The following is a 16,478-nucleotide window of genomic DNA, read 5'->3' as shown; positions in this document are numbered from 1 at the left end:
TATCACCAACTATCGCATGGAACTGCGGCATCTTCGATATTTTCAAGCCGTGGCCGAGGAATTGAGCTTTTCTCGCGCCGCCCGCCGGTTGCACATCGCTCAACCGGCATTAAGTCGCGCCATCAAACAGTTGGAAGCCATCCTCGGCGCTAATGTCTTCGAACGTTCCCGCCATCATGTGCGCCTCACTCCGGCCGGCTCCGTCCTGCTTCGCGAAACAACCATGCTGCTGGAACACTTCGAAGAATCCCTTCGCCGCGTTCGTCGCACCGCTGCCGGAGAAGAAGGCGAACTTCGCCTGGGCTACATCGGTCCGCCGACACAACCTTTCCTCGGCCGCTTGCTCCGCGAATATCGCAAACGCTTTCCCCTCGTAACCATCCACCTGGAGGAACGCACCCCGCAACGTGTTTGGGAAATGGTTGCCAAAGGTCGCCTCTCCGCTGCCATCACCCGTCCAGTGCTTACGAATGAAGCCCTGGGTTTGCGCACCGTCGTCTTAAAGCAGGAAAGACTCGGCATTGTGGTGCCGGTGGCCCACCCATTCGCGAAACGCCGCTACGTCCCCTGGACTGCGCTCGCGCGCGAACCCCTGATTGTCCTCGCCCGCCGCGAAGGCATGGGCCTGCATGATGCCGTAATTGCCGGATGCCGTCGTGCTGGCGTCACGCCCCGCCTCGCTCATACGCCCAGCCTTATCGGCACCGTGATGAGTTACGTGGAAGCCTGCGCTGGAATCGGTGTGGTGACCGAATCGGTCGCTGCCCCCAGTCCTGCCGTCCGCTTCATTCTGCTAAAACCCGTTCAATGCGTCCCGTTGGTATTGGTCTGGCAGGAGGACGAAGACTCGCCTCCGGTCCAACGTTTTCGCGAGTTACTCTTTGAATGGAACAGCGCCGGCAAACTCTGGAACGACTGATTCACTGGGAAGTTTCACCTCTGCAAATCCATCGCTCGACTGTGTTCATTGCCTCGATCATTCAACATCACTAGGTTTTTCCTGTCTCGCCCGCTGCCACGGATCGCAGATGCTGCTCCAATTTGTTCCTTGCGCCCACGGCGCTGAACACACCCACCACCGCCCCCACAGACAGCCAGACCAGCACCGCGATCACCACTCCACCGGCCGTCCTGAATCCCTGCTGTATAAAAACCATGAAGAAAATCATGAGCCAGGGCGTCAGTAAAATCTGTCCAATAGTCCCCAGCACAGCTTGATGATGCTTCCTTGCATTCAACCCTCTCCACATTCCCACCGTGCTTATGGCGAAGAAATCCAGGAACAACACGACCAAACCGCCGGCAAACATTACGAAAAAAATCTTTAACTCGTCCGTTCGCATCTGGAGGTGCCTCGAAAAGGTGAGCGTGGTCAAAATCAGCCCCACGTTCCCCACCGCCAGCACCAGCAACGCCGGCCGGAAGACTTGCCACAGCGCCTGCCTTTGGCCCTTTAATATCTCCGCCACCTCCATCTTTGTTACCAACAGCAACTCCAGGGCCCCGCTACGCCGGTCCTCATTCATTCGCCGGCTTGCTTCCGTCGCAATAAGAAACTTGAGAACCACATGCGTCGCATAGGCTGTAAAAATGCAGGCAGTAAATGCTTCGCGGAAATGGCTGGAACCTATCGCAGCCACCCAAAAGAAAAGTGCTACCGGCACCATGAATACCAGCACTCTCAGTGCCTGCCGTCGCACCTTGGGATCACGCACACCCAGCCAGAACATCGGATTGCCGAGGACAATCGGCTCGCCCGGTTTCCTTGGGAGCCCGGATAAGGTTCCATCGCTGGCATTCTTCATTGCCCTTGGCGTCTTCTCCTGCTGCCAGGTTCGAGGCAATAACAAACTCGCCACTATCATACAGGCAACTCCCATCGCAGCTATGGTGCCCACTGCCATCCAATATCGCTGGGGGCCGCTGATCAACTGATAGCTGGAATCGAACGCTCTGTGATACGCCACCGGAGCACTGGGCCAGAATGGAGGATCGAAGGCAGCTCCGACCCCGAGCAGCGTGACCAGCCAGTAAAGGGTCGGTAGCACACCGGATAGCGTCAGAATAATCAGCAAGGTAGCCAGGAATGCCTGCCGCGCTTCCCGGCAGATGGCCGAAACGAACATCCCAACATTCAATGAGAAAAACAATGTCACCCCAAACACCAGCAGCAATCGCGCAAACTCACCACCCGTCACTCCTCCCATCAATAATGACAAGCCCAGAATCGGAAAAACTGCCAGCAAGCCGAAGAAGGAATGCAATGAACTCGCAACCAACTTCCCCAAAACCACATCGTATCCTTTGAGATCGGTAAGAAACAGCAACCCCATCGTCCCATCACGCTTCTCCTCCGCCAGGCAATCTGCTGTTAAAAACACCCCGGCCAACATGCTGAATCCCAATGCCAGCACTCCCATGGCATTCAATAATTGAGGTCCCATTTGCCGCAAGGCCACATTCCCATTCGCCAACACCACCAGGAACACCACCAACACCACGGTTGCGGCCACACACCGCATCCAGTACGTGCCCGGCCTCCGCGCCGCCACGCGCAATTCGCGATCAACTATCGGGAGCAACACCATCTTGTCCACCATGCTAAACGGACTCTTGATTTCTTTAAAGTCGTTTTACATCACGAAACTCATCCCACCTGACTGGCGCCGATCCAAACCCTCTGTCCAAAACGGCCCGTTTCGCTACATGTTTTGGTAATAGACAAATGGATTGTTCCTCGACATTCTCCAAGGTATGGCTCGTAGAACGTCCGTGCACCTCATTAAAATTATGCCGTGGGAGGTTGCGTCCACTCAGACCTCTGGCGGCAGTGGTTGTCTGTGGAGCGTTCCGCCATGGGAGTCGCGCCTTGCCAGCGCTTTAGGAGTTATTGCCTGACGCTTTTTATGACCAACTGGAACAGATCCTCCTTCCTCGCAACCATTCTCACGCTGGCCATCCTTTGCCTGCATCAACTTGCCTTCGCAGTGATTCGTGACGGCGGCATTGATCCGGCCAACCTCGGCAAGGGCGAGTGGATTTATTACATGAGCTCCAACACGAACATGCTCGGTGGCAGCGTTTCAGCCGTTACCAATGAGGTCAGCCTCATGAAGTATTTCAAAAGCCAGGGCATCCGTTACATCATCGTCAAAGCCGCCAGCAACGACCAGCTGTTCAACGGCGGCTACGACTTCCCCCAATTCAACAGAAGCCTTTGCAACATCGCCCATCAGGAAGGAATGCTGATCTTTGGCTACAACCGTTCCTACGGCTCCAATATCGTCGGTGAAATTGCCATTGCCGATTATGTTTTCAACCAGGGCGCCGACGGTTTTGTTTTCGATGCCGAAGCCGAATGGCAAAGTAATCAACCCTGGATCGGCGCCAATGGTCCGGCCAAAGCCTGGCAACTCTGCTCCACCGTCCGCGCGCATTGGCCCAACAAGTTTCTCTCCCACTCGCCCTTTCCCATCATCGGTTTCCACAATACTTTTCCCTTCAAGGAATTCGGCTACTGGTGCGATAATGTCATGCCTCAAATTTATCACCTCAGTTCCTCCAACTTGCGCAAATCCGTCAGCGCCGCGATCAATTGGACAGACGTGAACTGGTATAACTGGCAGAACTCCCTTCTCGATTCCAGCAGTGTCATCAATGGCCAGACCATCTATTGGACCAATGCCATCAAACCCATAGTTCCCATCCAGGATGTTTATGGCTCTCTCCACCATAGCCCGCATCCGGATAAGGATGTCATGGAGTTCATCGATTATCTCACTGCCGACCCCAACCCTCAAACTGTCGGTGGCTATAAGGGCGCAAATTTCTTTCGTTCCGACCTCCATGGCGCCGCACAATGGGCCAACATCAAGGCCAGCACCAGCGGCGACTTTTCCAATATTGTAAACAACATCGTCATCGACGATCCCAATGCATCAGTGACTGGTGCCTGGACTCCTGTGCGGACTTTCTACAACGGCAACTTCTTCGGCGCGACCGGGAGTGACACGAATTCCTTCGGCACAAACTACCTGACCATTACCCGGGGCAGCGGCTCGCAATATGTGCAGTTCACACCCAACATCCTCACGAGTGGCGACTACGATGTTTACCAGTGGCATGTCTATCGCTCTGATGCTTCGGCCAGCGTTCCTTTCGAGATCAACTCCGCCAGTGGAAAGACTGTCGTTTTTGCCAATCAACAAACCAACTCCGGTAATTGGACACTCCTTGGTCGATTCGCGTTTGCCCCCAGAGGCGGTGCTTACATTCGCATCATGGATAACTTTTCCGAATCGAATGCCGTCGCCATCGCGGATGGACTCAAATTGGTCTTTGCCTCCGCCAGATCCGGCCCGACCGCCCCTGCCAACGTGACTGCTCAAGCTCTCTCCCCTTCTCAAATCCTGTTGAATTGGAACATTGCCACCACCAATCACGCCGGCATTGTCGTGGCCCGCAGCTTCATTAAAGGCGGTCCTTACACCAACGTCGCCATCTTGCCCAGGAATCTCACCTCTTACACGGACACCAATCTCCTCGCCAATACAACCTATTACCATGTAGTTCGCACCATAAATTCTTTAGGCGTTTCGCTTGATTCCAATCAGGCCAGCGCCACTACTTCCGGCCCGGTGTCAGCGCCAACCATCCTGATTCAACCGCCAGGTCAAACGCTTCCGACCGGGAGCAACGCCAGCCTGGTCGTGGTCGCCTCCGGGTCACATCCGCTCTTGTACCAGTGGCGATTTTCTAATACCCCAATAAACGGCGCCACCACCAGCTCCTACACCAAAAGCAATGCCATTCCCACTGATTCAGGAGCTTACTCCGTGCTCATAAACAACGCTTACGGTAGCACTCCCAGTAAAACAGCAACTCTCACCGTCACGCGCCCTTTGTAGACTCACAGCTGGATTCACCTTTGGAATCTTGACGGCGATAAAACCTGGGAAATTGACTTTAACCCTGTTTCAGCTTACAACTTAATCAGAATGTTGGTTCGCATCATCAAAACAGTTCAGTCAGCCCTGAGCGCATCAGGGCCTGGGAACTTTTTGCTGTAAGCGACCCACGTTTCTCACACTAAATTTTCCCCAGCCCTGACGCAACTCGTCAGGGCTTTTGTTTTCCATCCATCCCGGACCGGATCACAGGGGAAAACTGTACAGGAGTAAAACCATATGAATAACAACAACACACGTGTACACATGAACAACAACCAAAACCTCGTCCATCGCGAGTTTCCGATCACGCGTCTCCGCAACATCGGCATCGCGGCGCACATCGACGCCGGCAAGACCACGCTCACAGAACGCGTGTTGCTCTATACTGGCGCTATTCATCGTGCCGGGGAAGTCCATGATGGCACCACGACCACGGACTTTAACCCCATTGAGCAAAGCAAAGGTATCACCATCTTTGCCGCCGCGGTCTCGTGCACCTGGACGCCACGCGATGAATCCGCCCTTGGCATCACTAAGCTTGCTGCGGGTCAGGCGCATCGACTCAACATCATCGATACTCCCGGCCACGTCGATTTCACGGCTGAAGTCGAACGTTCCCTGCGCGTGCTCGATGGTGCCGTCACGGTGTTCAGCGGCGTTGAGGGTGTTCAACCCCAAAGCGAAACCGTCTGGCGTCAGGCTGACAAATACCGCGTCCCGCGCATTGCGTTCATTAACAAGATGGATCGCGTCGGAGCGGATTTTGCCCATGTGGTCGCCGAACTGAATCAAAAGCTCGGCGCCAACGCATGGCCTGTGCTCTGGCCACTCGGCAGTGAAGATCAACTCGTCGGACAATTGGACATCATCAACGAAGTCGCTGTCCTGTTCCGTGAAGGGCGTGCGGGTGGCTATACTGTCGAGGACGTGCCGCCTGAAGCTCTCGCCTTGGTGGCCGGTCAACGCGCTGAACTCGTCTCCCGCATTGCGGAATGCGATGACGAAGTCGCCGCGTTTTGGCTGGAAAACAAACCGGTGCCGCCCACGTTGTTGAAAGCCGCCGTGCGTCGCGCGACCATTGCCAACCGGTTCGTGCCGGTGATTGGCGGCAGCGCGTACAAATTCGTCGGCATCCAACCGTTGCTTGATGCCATCGTGGATTTTCTGCCCAGTCCGGCAGACCTCCCCGCAGTGGAAACGCATGCACTGGATGGAGAAGAACCGGTGATGGTGTCAGCTGAGGATGCTGCTCAGCTCGCTGCTTTGGCGTTTAAGATCGTGACCGATCCCACCACGGGTCGGCTCGTCATGGTGCGCCTGTACTCGGGTACTCTGCGCAAAGGCGATCGTGTGCTCAACCCGCGCACTCACAGGGAAGACCGCATTGGCCGACTGGTGCGCGTGCATGCAGACCGGCGTGAAGAAATCGCCGTTGCCTTTGCTGGCGAAATCGTCGCGGTCGCGGGACTGCGGGGCCTTGCCACGGGTGACACGTTGTGCAGCGCAGAACGGCCATTGCTGATGGAGCCGCCTGTGTTTCCTGAACCGGTCGTCAGCATGGCCATCGAACCGGCGCGTTCAACCGACCTGCAACGCCTCGCCGGGCATCTCCAGATGCTCAGCGAAGACGATCCGACTTTCCGTGTGTCTACGCATCCGGAAACCGGGCAAACGTTGATCGCCGGCATGGGTGAACTGCATCTGGACGTCGTGCGTGAGCGGCTGCGAACCGAATTGCGTGTGGAAACCGTGGTCGGCGCTCCGGAGATTGCCTACCGCGAGACTATCACAGTGGAAGCCGAAGCAGATCATCTGCTTAAAAAGCAAAATGGTGGGGTTGGCATGTATGCCCGCGTCATCTTGTCGGTGAAACCGGCTCCGCGCGGCAATGGCGTGACGATTGAGAACCGGGTTACGGGTGGAAACATCCCGAGCCAGTTCCACTCGTCCGTCCGCAAAGGCATTGAAGATGCCACGCGCAACGGTGTGTTGGGCTATCAGCTCGTGGATGCCCATGTCAGCGTCCTGGATGGCGCTGCGCACGTGAAGGACTCGAACGACCTGGCCTTCCGGCTCGCAGCTGCCGATGCCTTGCGCATCGCTCTACGACGTGCCGGTCCAGTGCTGTTGGAGCCGGTGATGAAGGTTGAACTCAGCACGCCAGCTGATTATCAGGGCGACTTGCTGGCTGACCTGAACCGTCGTCGCAGCAAAGTGCTCGGCATGGAGAGCCGTGTCACTGGTGCTGTTGTGAATGCCGAAGTGCCGCTCAGTGAATTGTGGGGCTATGCCAATGCCATTCGCAGCCTGAGCCGTGGCCGTGCTGCTTACAGCATGACCCCATCACACTTCGCGCAAGTGCCCAACTCGGTGGCGAACGCGCTGCTTAAGGAAGCCGCGTAACTGACAAATAAACAAGCAGAGCCTGGCTCACACCTGGCTCTGCCTTTTGCCTTTTATGGTAATGGGTCAGGGATATCTATTTCCACTCTGCTCTTAGAAAACTCTTTTCGTTTACTTGATTCTCTTCGCCTCGTTGGCTCCTTCTCCGACTGACCAGATCAATTCTTGCGCCTTGCCCTGGGCATCCGGCTTGAATTCAATCTGCACATCGGTGCTCTTGGCAAAAAATTTGGTGGGCGACTCTGCGAACATCACGAATCGCGTGCCGGCCAGTTTTGCAATCAACTGACGATTATCTTTCGTGATCTCAATTTTGTCGCCCCCGCCACGATCATAAGTGCCGGTGTAGCCATCCAACAATGACTCCGGCAAGGTAAACTCATTCTTGCCTGGCTTGCCCAATTCACGCACCCAGATATTGCGGTAGCGCACCGGGTTGCCATGATCCTGCAGCGAAATGGGCTGCTTCTCGGGATGCGGAACATAGGGCGTTCGATCCAGCCATCCCGTGGGGCCAACCAGCTCCACGTTGTTTTGAATGAGCACTCCATTGTGAAACACCGTTTCGCGTGTCGGGGAAAGCAGCTTGCCGCTCGCATCAAATCGAGGCGCGGTATAAATAATGTCGTAGGTCTGCCATTTCCCGGGAGGCAGGCTGGCGTTCACCAACGGTGGATATTGTCCATAGATGGAACCTGCCGACCCGTCCGCATACGTTTTGCTCTGATAAGAGTCCAACACCTGCGTTTCATAGCGATCCAATCCAAGGAACACACCGCTGTTGCCACGGCCCTGACCTTCCCCATGTGGAGGCGTTGGTGTGGCCCATTCGACGTGCAATTGGCAGTCACCAAAATTCTGAAGCGTTCGAACGTATCCGCTTCCCTTCACGCATTCCATATACCCATCTTTGACGATCCACTTCGTCGGGCTGCCATCCATCGCGACCCATTGGGAGTTGTCCTTGCCATCGAACAGCACCACTGCATCGCTGGGGGCCTTGCCAACCTTTTCTTCAGTGCTCGGAACCGCCGGCGTCACCACTGGTGGCAACGGCCGGTCACGATCATGGTCCACCCAGTTGGGATCAGGGAGGGCAACGCAGGTCGAACTCAGTTTCAACGCACCTATTGCCACTGCACCGAAACTTATTTTCGCAAGCAATGAAGATTTGTTCTGTTTCATAAATTAGCATTCAGCCACGGGCTTATGCGTTGAAGCGTATCAACCCGCCCCAACGCCGACAAGCAGGGATGAATCGGTTGCGCGCTTAAAATTGAATCTCAAGCTTCCTGGGAACCGATTCGTTCTCAAACCGCACCCAGAGCAGCTTTTGCTTTGTATCAAATTTGAAATCGTTTACGGCCTTTCCATCAAGCGTGACAGTCTGCGGCGATTTGCCTGCATGCAACAAAACAATCGCAAGCGTGTTCGCCACGCCCTCCACGGTCAAGGAAAGCGATTTGCCATCCTGCTTGTAGGGGAGAGCTTTGCATGCTGATGCCAGCACTCGAGTTTTCCCGCCGGATACAGCATCCAGGTCGAGTAGGAAATATCGTGAACCTGGCTTTACCGTGATGCTGTCCTGGACCTTCAATTCAGGATCAAACAGGTTCACCAGTTTTCCCTGCAAAACCTTCTCCTTGTTGTCGTCGCTTTCCCCCATCCCTGCAGCAATCAAATAGGGACCGCGGCGCAACAAAAGATAATTGCTCTCCTGCCATTTTACACCAGCACCCTTGCTGGCATCCTGAACAATTCCAACCAACTGATTCTCCCGGTCTTTGCTTTCGGCAAATCGCACCGGGCTCTCCCGCAGCCAGATAACCTTCCCGCGACCGCATTTCACAGATTGAGCCTCGTCCCTGGCCGCGCCTTGGTCTTTCCATCCCAACTGTTCAAAAAGATGTTCCCGCGGAGTGGAATATTTCAAACCGTTCTGGTTCCACCATTCACGAATTTGATTGTAAGGATCCTTGTCATCATCGCAAACCACCAGCACGCCGCCTTGTTTCACCCACTTGGCGAGGCCCGCATGCACCTCCGGCGTCAGCGGCTTCATACCTTGATAAGTCAGCAACAAAACCTTAAAGCCGTCGAGATAGTGAGCGATGTTCACATTCTCCAATTGGACTGGCGTAATCGGCATGCCGCGCTTCACAAACGGGAGTGCCATGCCGTAGATATGGCTCATATGCTCGTCGCTGATTACCGGTTCACCGCGTTCGAACATTAGTGAGTCACTCACCACAAATCCAATCCCCTGGCTGCCGCAATCCCACTTCACTTTGGATTGGTTTATGTCATTCAGCGAGCTCATCACCGTCTGCAATTCTGTCGCGTAAGTAGGCGGAATTGCCTCGCGCTCACCATGTCCGTCTTTCTTGGGATACTTCCGGCCAAATATCCGCTCCGGCCATGGCGCTACTTCATAACGCCAGACATCCGGCTGGAGGAGCGAGGCCACCAAAGTCGATTCCCAGTTCGTGCGATAATCCTCCCAATCGTGATTCGGATTATCCTCGATCGGATCATTTAAATACCAGACTGTCCGGCCAGTGGATCGCACCAGGTTTTGCATCGCGCCATATTCCAGAAAGGCTGTTTCAAAAGTGCGCTCGCGCAGTTGCCCACGATAAACGTTTGGCGTGCGCGATGTTCCAGTCCAAACCTGCGCGATGTATCCGTCACAGCCATTCAGTTGAGCCAGGCTCGATTCCGGGCTCACAATATGCCAATGGGAATAATTCAGCAGACTGTGCGTGGGCACATAACAACGCACCTTGCGGCCCGTGCGTTGATTATACGCCTGCACGTAATCGAACACCTGCTGCAGTGCGCGACGATAAAGATAATATTTCAGCTTCGAAGCCCGCCACTGCGCATCGACCGAAGTATGCGGTGGCTGCCACGCTTCCCCATAATAGGTTTGCCACTCGCGTTTGAAGCCTTCTGAATATCCCGCGCGCACCCAAAACTCCGGCTCCTCCAGGTGAATCGCTTCCGCTCCGGCATCCAGGGCGCGTTGAACTCCAACACAAAGATATTTTCCGTAATTCTCACCGGGCGACATGTAATACATCCCCTCCCCGTGCCCGATCTTGTTTCCGTTTCTCTCTGTCTGCGCTTCATCCAAATGATTTGTCCCATCGAAGCGTCCATCGACATAATCATAATATTTTCCCCAGGAAGCACCGCTCATCACATGGATGCGATACCCCCGCTCCCGCCAGGTCGCAATCCTGTCCGGCAAGCCTTCGTCGATTCCATACACAATGGCCACGTCGGACCGCAAATCTCCGTTACTACTGAAAGGCTTGCTGGTCTGAAAACAAGTGCGCTCCATTCCCTGGCTTGGATCGACGGGGAAGGAAGTGGGCACATCCTTCCCAAACAGGGAAACTGGAATCAAAGCAGACGCCAACAGGCCATATACGACAAAATTCATGAGCATTGGATGCATGAACTCCCGTCCTCATTCAAGCATTCTCGTCCACTAATCATCTCACTTGACAACCATCCATCCCGCAAAATTCTATCGAGCCTGCTGCCGGATCGCAGTCCGCCACCACGGCGCCAGCATCTCGCTGGAACGCAACCAAACCTGCCGATGCAACCAGGACATCATATCGGCATCGGACATCACCAACACCTTCTCATCCCGCTTCAATGCCTCGGGGCCTTCTGCCAACAACTTTTCCGCCAATACCCGTACTTCGGGACTTCCCGTTCCCAATTTGGCGAGTGCTTCCGCATACTCCGGATTCAACTTCTTTTCCCGCAAAAGCGAGACGTGAATTGCATTTACGTACGGATCCAAAACCGCCTCTGTCAACCCGTTATCCGAGGTTTGGATGGAATGATCACTCAAGGCCGACATGGTGGCCATCCGCACCCGCAACGTATCCAACTCCACCGGCGGATGTGTTTCTTCGGGCGTTAAAAACAATCCCAGGTTCCGCGCCCGCACACCCCATTTGCTTCGACTGGTCAACACGCTCAGCGGGATCGAAAGCACCATTCCCGCAAATACCGGCACGAACCATCCAAACATGGAAGGTGCCAGCCACCAGATCAAACCACCCCATATCAGGCCGGTCAGCGTATGGCCCCAATGGCGTTGAATGGCAAACATCCACGCAGTACCATCAGCGTTACGGTTCTGCTCACCCCAGTTCACGCCCATTCCCATGAGAATGGTGATCACAAAACGCGTGTGCCACAGCATCTGTAACGGCGCGTGCAACGCCGAGAAAATGGTCTCCACCACAATACTCGCGGCCACTCTCGGAACTCCTCCATAGGCCTCTTGTCGTTGCGGATCCAAAATAATGTCCAGCAGGGCCAGCACCTTGGGCAAAAAAATCACCCCCATGCAAATCATGAAAACGAGGAATGCATGTGAGCTTCCGGATAAATTCAAATAAGACGTCCAACTATGCACGGTAATGCTCGATAACCCGCTGAACTTTTGAAACGCCCAAATCCAATTGAAGATCACGAGAAACAGAAACCAGAGTGGGCCCGATAAATATCCAAAAATCCCCTGAATCAAGTGCAGGCGGCTCGTATCGTGCAACCCGCGCGCAAACAACAACATTCCATGTTGCAGGTTTCCCTGGCACCAACGTCGATCCCGCTGCGCATTTTCAATTAATCCCTGCGGGGCCTCCTCATAACTGCCTTCCAGATCATACGCCAGCCATACCTGCCATTTTTCCTTCAACAGCAACGCCGCCTCCACAAAGTCATGACTCAGGATGTGCCCCCCAAACGGCCTATGTCCTGGCAACTGCGGCAAGTCACAATATTGCATGAATGGCTCGGTGCGAATAATCGCATTGTGGCCCCAGTAATTGCCAAAACCTTGCGACCAATAGTTCAACCCGGTAATGAAAATCGGAGCGTAAAATCGATTGGCAAACTGCTGGATGCGCCCAAAGAGTGACTCTGCATTCACGAGCGCCGGAACGGTTTGAATCAACCCGACACCCTGGTTCACTTCCATCATTTTAACCAGGTCCACAATCGTCTGCCCGCGCATGACGCTATCGGCATCACAGACGATGAAGTAACGATAGCGCCGTCCCCACGTGTTCAGGAAGTCCCGCACATTGCCGCTCTTCTTCCCTTCATTGCTCACCCGGCGGCGATAGTATATCCGCCCCAACGCCCCGAGTTCCTTTATCACGTCAAACCACCGCCGCTCCTCCTCCACCCACTTGTCGGGACTTCTCGAATCGCTCAGGATGAAAAAGTCGAACTTCCCAAGCTCACCCGTTTTCTCCAGGGATTCATACGTCGTCCGCAACCCTTCATACACCCGGAGCACCTCTTCATTATAAATTGGAAAAATAATGGCGGTGCTGGTCCCGTCAATACTCTGCCCACTGTAATCATTCAAACGCGTAATGCGGTGATTGTCTTCAACCCGCCGGAGCATAAAACCAACCACCGCGTGCACGCAGCCAATCGCTGCGAAGAAAAACAGCAGGATGAACAATCCCAACAGGATGGTTTTCGAAGTGGTCCAACCGGTTCGCCACAGAAGATCGGCAAAGAGCAACGAAACCACCCCGGTCATCAGCACGGCCGAAGAATAAAATAAAAAAACGCGCAACCCGCGTCGCGCCGGGCGCATCCGCACGAGCTTTGGCGATGGCGCATGCTTGGCACTTTGCAGTGTCGCGGGCTCTTGAACGACGGTGCTCATAGCTCAGTGCGTTAGAATAAAGATCAGGAACAGTATCAGGCCAAAGGCTGCCCAGATCGCAATCATCTTTGCATAGGGCAACCGGCCGAAATTGGTCAAGGTGCCGATTGGCCCGAGGTCCAGCGGACGCGGCGCCATTTTGGAGAGTTGAAAGTCCGGTCCGGCTTGCAGATAAGCTCTGCGCATGGCACGCAGAAATTCCTCCGGCCAGGGTCCGGGCCTCAGGAATTGGTCCTGCCATTTGCCCGGCATGTCGGCCAGCAGCAGCGCCAATCGTCCCCGGGTTGAAAGCATCTGATCTGTTCCTGTCGGCGGCTCCTGTAACACTTCGGCAAACCATTCCGTTACGACGTGATCCATCTCTTCGGCAGCCAACTCCGTTGCCGAGCGTTCCAGTTCCCGGGGAGCGCGGCGCATGGCCCGCTTCAAAACATGAATCACCAGGCGCCCCAGCAAAATCTTGTTGCGCACGCGCAATGCATGGAAATAGCTCTCCACCTTGGAATAGGCAGCGTTCCATTCTTCCAGCGAACGACCGGCCATGCGACCAGGTTCATCCATTCCCTCCACCAGGGAACTTAAGGAGGGCTCCAGTGATATGTCCATGTTTCGGTCAGAACCTCCCCGCCCTTTTGCAGCGTGCAACGGAGGTCGATGGGATCTTTGTTCTCGGACTTGGGCTCCATCTTCACAATGGCCCGCCAGTTACTATTTGATGGAATCCGAAAAATCTGGCTTTCCACGATCCTGCCATTCTCACTGCAACTGGCGATGGCTTCTGGAACAGCTCCTTCCGGCAAGATCGCCAGTTTGGGCCCGGCAAAATCGATCACAAACTGCCGCCACTGCGGATTGCGCGAGTCCGCGCCGATGCGTGTGGCCACAACTTTGTTCGGGGAAAGTTTTCGATCGGTCTCCCGCGTCCAGTAAAGTGTATAACCAAAGCGGAATGGCTGCATCGGCTTCGGCTTCAGTTTGGGGTCCCAAAATGCCACCACATTATCCAGCCCTTCATAATGGGTGCTTAGCTCGAGCAAGTGCATTTCGCCTTCACCCCAATGACCTCGCGGCTCAACCCACACGCTCGGCACCGCGTGATAGAGATTAAAGATATCCTGATAGTCTGCGAAATCCCGGTCGCGCTGCAACAGACCAAACCCCTTGATGTTATCCGCCACAAACTTTTGATGGCGCATCACGGAGGCGTTGTTCAACGGACGCCACAAGGTCTCCCCGTTCTCCATCCGCATCAGCAAGCCGTCGCTGTCATGCACCTCGGGCCGATAATCATCAAACTTCCGCCCCGAGCTTTTTCCAAACCAGAACATGCTGGTCAGCGGCGCCATGCCGATCGTCAGCAGCGGTTTTCGGTCCCGATCCGCCGCCCGAATTTTATCCTGCTCACGCAAAAAGATAATGGCTTCAATTTCTGCCACGGTGCTCTCGCCAGGACGGATGTGAAATTCATAAGCTCCGGTGCAACTCACGCTGTCGAGAATCGCGAACAGGTGCAGATCCTGATCTCCAGCCTGCGGCTTGCCCAACCACCAATCTGTGAAAATCGGAAATTCTTCCGATCGATCCGGTTCCCCACAGTCCAACGCCAATCCGCGCGCCGATTCTCCGTAATGCTGTCCTTTGCCCAGCAAACGAAAATAACTGGCTCCCAGGAAAGCGCCCAGTTCATCAAACTTGTCCGCCTGGTTCAGTGGAGCCAAAATGCGAAAACCGGCATAACCGGTAGTGGGCGGAATCTGCTTTTTTATTTTCAGCTTTCCGTAATCAAAGAAGTCCTGCACGAAACGCACGGGTTGTACATAATTGTAAGAGAATTCATTGATGCGAACAGGCTCCTGGTAAAGATACCCCGGATGGAAAAATTCCACCTGAAACGGCAGCCCCTCCGCTCCCCATAAGGCTTGCTCGTGTCGGAAGCGGACCTCGCGATATTTATCGTAATCCAATTGATCAGCCCGCAGGACTTCCGGCAAATTGCCCTTCGGCGACTTGAAAGGCTTGTGCGCGCGTTCTTCGGCCCTCTTCGCCACGTAATCCAATGTGACCTCGGCAGGCTCCACCCGTGCGAATGCACTTTTGGCACAATCCAGTACGATTAAACTTAATAAGACTAGGCAACTTACTCGCCTCATCCCACCAAGTAAGTACCAAAGCGCGCCCATTTGGCAAGGATTCCATCAGGGTTTTAATGTAAGCTCTTGGCCGACAAGCAGTATTGAGACTGTTTTTGATCACGGTGGCTAACTTAAAACATCGCCTCCCACCGCTATACGCAACACATTTTTCATCAGAAACTTACGTTACAACAACCACAATCAAGCGACCCGTTTTCGCCATATGTTTACTTGAACCATGGATTACGGACTGTCAGCATTTCTAAGCGATGAAGTTTAAACCGGACTGGTTTCTGATCGGAATGGCATTCGCCGTTCTGCTGGCCTGGCTGTTTCCAGATCCCGGCGCTCATGGTGGCATTCTGCACCCGGAACTCCTGACCAAGCTCGGCGTCGCCCTCATTTTCTTTTGGCACGGCGTCGCTCTTTCTTTCAGCGCACTGAAAGCGGGCACTTTGCGCTGGCCGGTTCACCTCGTCGTTCAGGCAACCACATTTTTATTCTTCCCCGTAATCGGACTTCTGCTGCTCTGGCCCTTGAAAGGCTGGCTGTCACCCGACTTGCGCCTCGGCTTCTTTTTCCTGTGCGCTCTGCCATCGACCGTCTCCTCCTCCGTCGCACTCACGGCAGCAGCACGGGGCAACGTTCCCGTTGCAGTTTTCAACGCCACACTCTCCAGCCTCATTGGGGTCTTCCTGACTCCACTCTGGATTGGATTGGAACTCAAAACCAGCGGCAACACCCTGCCACTCGGTAATGTCATTCTCGACCTCGTACTCTGGCTCGTGCTTCCACTGATCGCCGGCCAACTCACGCGTCCTCTGCTCGGCGATTGGGCGGCGCGCCACAAAAAATTCATCAACCGCCTCGACCGCGGTACCATCCTGCTGCTGGTGTACACCTCCTTTTGCGATTCCATGAAATGGCACGTCTGGTCCGGACATGCCAAAAGCACTCTCCTCGTCATTCTTGTTGGCTCCGTTCTGCTTTTCTTCATCGTGATGTGGACGGTCAACCTTGTTTGCAACGCCTTGCATTTCCCAACGGAAGACCGCATCGCTGCCGTCTTCTGCGGCTCTAAAAAGACCCTCGCTTCCGGTGTGCCCATGGCCCGACTCATCTTCGCCGGTCACCCGGCAATCGGGCTGATCCTGCTGCCGATAATGATCTATCACCCTTTGCAACTCATCATCTGCAGCGCCCTCGCGAACCGCTGGGCCCGACGCACCCTCAAACCCGCTCCGCGAACCACCACCTAACTCAAGTCCTCCTGGGAATTGT

Annotated in this window: 10 protein-coding genes; 4 read left to right on the top strand and 6 right to left on the bottom strand. The window is 54.7% G+C overall.

From position 1 onward, the window contains the following. The first annotated feature begins 16 nt into the window (after positions 1-16). Positions 17-919 (top strand): LysR substrate-binding domain-containing protein, encoded by a 903-nt coding sequence (locus CFLAV_RS18065; RefSeq protein ID WP_007416231.1) that lies wholly within the window; start codon positions 17-19, stop codon positions 917-919. 70 nt (positions 920-989) lie between these two features. Here CFLAV_RS18065 and CFLAV_RS18060 read toward each other — a convergent pair whose 3' ends face one another. Next, positions 990-2,600, bottom strand: coding sequence for an ABC transporter permease (locus tag CFLAV_RS18060; RefSeq protein ID WP_007416230.1), 1,611 nt, complete (start codon positions 2,598-2,600; stop codon positions 990-992). A gap of 306 nt (positions 2,601-2,906) precedes the next feature. Between CFLAV_RS18060 and CFLAV_RS18055 the strand changes: the two genes are divergently transcribed. Further along, positions 2,907-4,907, top strand: a complete 2,001-nt coding sequence (locus CFLAV_RS18055) for a golvesin C-terminal-like domain-containing protein (RefSeq protein ID WP_040549327.1) — start codon at positions 2,907-2,909, stop codon at positions 4,905-4,907. Positions 4,908-5,213: 306 nt separating this feature from the next. Next, on the top strand, positions 5,214-7,352 hold the full coding sequence (gene fusA / locus CFLAV_RS18050; protein WP_040549326.1) for an elongation factor G: 2,139 nt from the start codon (positions 5,214-5,216) through the stop codon (positions 7,350-7,352). Positions 7,353-7,463: 111 nt separating this feature from the next. On the opposite strand, the gene CFLAV_RS18045 is transcribed toward fusA, so the two are convergent. From CFLAV_RS18045 to CFLAV_RS18025, 5 genes are all read right to left on the bottom strand, one after another. Beyond that, on the bottom strand, positions 7,464-8,537 hold the full coding sequence (locus CFLAV_RS18045; RefSeq protein ID WP_007416227.1) for a 3-keto-alpha-glucoside-1,2-lyase-like domain-containing protein: 1,074 nt from the start codon (positions 8,535-8,537) through the stop codon (positions 7,464-7,466). A gap of 85 nt (positions 8,538-8,622) precedes the next feature. Then, the gene (locus CFLAV_RS18040) at positions 8,623-10,800 is read right to left on the bottom strand and encodes a hypothetical protein (RefSeq protein ID WP_150107480.1); all 2,178 of its coding nucleotides are present in this window, start codon (positions 10,798-10,800) and stop codon (positions 8,623-8,625) included. An 87-nt stretch (positions 10,801-10,887) separates the two neighbouring features. Continuing rightward, positions 10,888-13,065: a glucans biosynthesis glucosyltransferase MdoH gene (gene mdoH / locus CFLAV_RS18035; protein ID WP_007416225.1), complete on the bottom strand. Its 2,178-nt coding sequence runs from the start codon at positions 13,063-13,065 to the stop codon at positions 10,888-10,890. Positions 13,066-13,068: 3 nt separating this feature from the next. Continuing rightward, entirely contained in the window at positions 13,069-13,671 is a 603-nt protein-coding gene (locus CFLAV_RS18030) for a hypothetical protein (RefSeq protein WP_007416224.1), read from the bottom strand. Next, positions 13,644-15,215: an OpgD/OpgG family glucan biosynthesis protein gene (locus tag CFLAV_RS18025; protein WP_040549325.1), complete on the bottom strand. Its 1,572-nt coding sequence runs from the start codon at positions 15,213-15,215 to the stop codon at positions 13,644-13,646. The genes CFLAV_RS18030 and CFLAV_RS18025 overlap by 28 nt, the downstream gene beginning before the upstream one ends. A gap of 251 nt (positions 15,216-15,466) precedes the next feature. Between CFLAV_RS18025 and CFLAV_RS18020 the strand changes: the two genes are divergently transcribed. Then, positions 15,467-16,456: a bile acid:sodium symporter family protein gene (locus CFLAV_RS18020; RefSeq protein ID WP_007416222.1), complete on the top strand. Its 990-nt coding sequence runs from the start codon at positions 15,467-15,469 to the stop codon at positions 16,454-16,456. Positions 16,457-16,478 lie beyond the last annotated feature (22 nt).

It is taken from the genome of Pedosphaera parvula Ellin514, from assembly GCF_000172555.1.
In the GTDB taxonomy this organism is placed as follows: Bacteria; Verrucomicrobiota; Verrucomicrobiia; order Limisphaerales; family Pedosphaeraceae; genus Pedosphaera.
The sequence above is the reverse complement of the archived record's forward strand: the minus strand, read 5'-3'. Positions and strand labels throughout refer to the sequence as shown.

Excerpts from the sequence above, each read along its gene's own strand:
- CFLAV_RS18065 (WP_007416231.1), top strand. The coding sequence starts at position 17 with ATGGAACTGCGGCATCTTCGATATTTTCAAGCCGTGGCCGAGGAATTG.
- CFLAV_RS18060 (WP_007416230.1), bottom strand. The coding sequence starts at position 2,600 with ATGGTGGACAAGATGGTGTTGCTCCCGATAGTTGATCGCGAATTGCGC.
- CFLAV_RS18055 (WP_040549327.1), top strand. The coding sequence starts at position 2,907 with ATGACCAACTGGAACAGATCCTCCTTCCTCGCAACCATTCTCACGCTG.
- fusA (WP_040549326.1), top strand. The coding sequence starts at position 5,214 with ATGAACAACAACCAAAACCTCGTCCATCGCGAGTTTCCGATCACGCGT.
- CFLAV_RS18045 (WP_007416227.1), bottom strand. The coding sequence starts at position 8,537 with ATGAAACAGAACAAATCTTCATTGCTTGCGAAAATAAGTTTCGGTGCA.
- CFLAV_RS18040 (WP_150107480.1), bottom strand. The coding sequence starts at position 10,800 with ATGAATTTTGTCGTATATGGCCTGTTGGCGTCTGCTTTGATTCCAGTT.
- mdoH (WP_007416225.1), bottom strand. The coding sequence starts at position 13,065 with ATGAGCACCGTCGTTCAAGAGCCCGCGACACTGCAAAGTGCCAAGCAT.
- CFLAV_RS18030 (WP_007416224.1), bottom strand. The coding sequence starts at position 13,671 with ATGGACATATCACTGGAGCCCTCCTTAAGTTCCCTGGTGGAGGGAATG.
- CFLAV_RS18025 (WP_040549325.1), bottom strand. The coding sequence starts at position 15,215 with ATGAGGCGAGTAAGTTGCCTAGTCTTATTAAGTTTAATCGTACTGGAT.
- CFLAV_RS18020 (WP_007416222.1), top strand. The coding sequence starts at position 15,467 with ATGAAGTTTAAACCGGACTGGTTTCTGATCGGAATGGCATTCGCCGTT.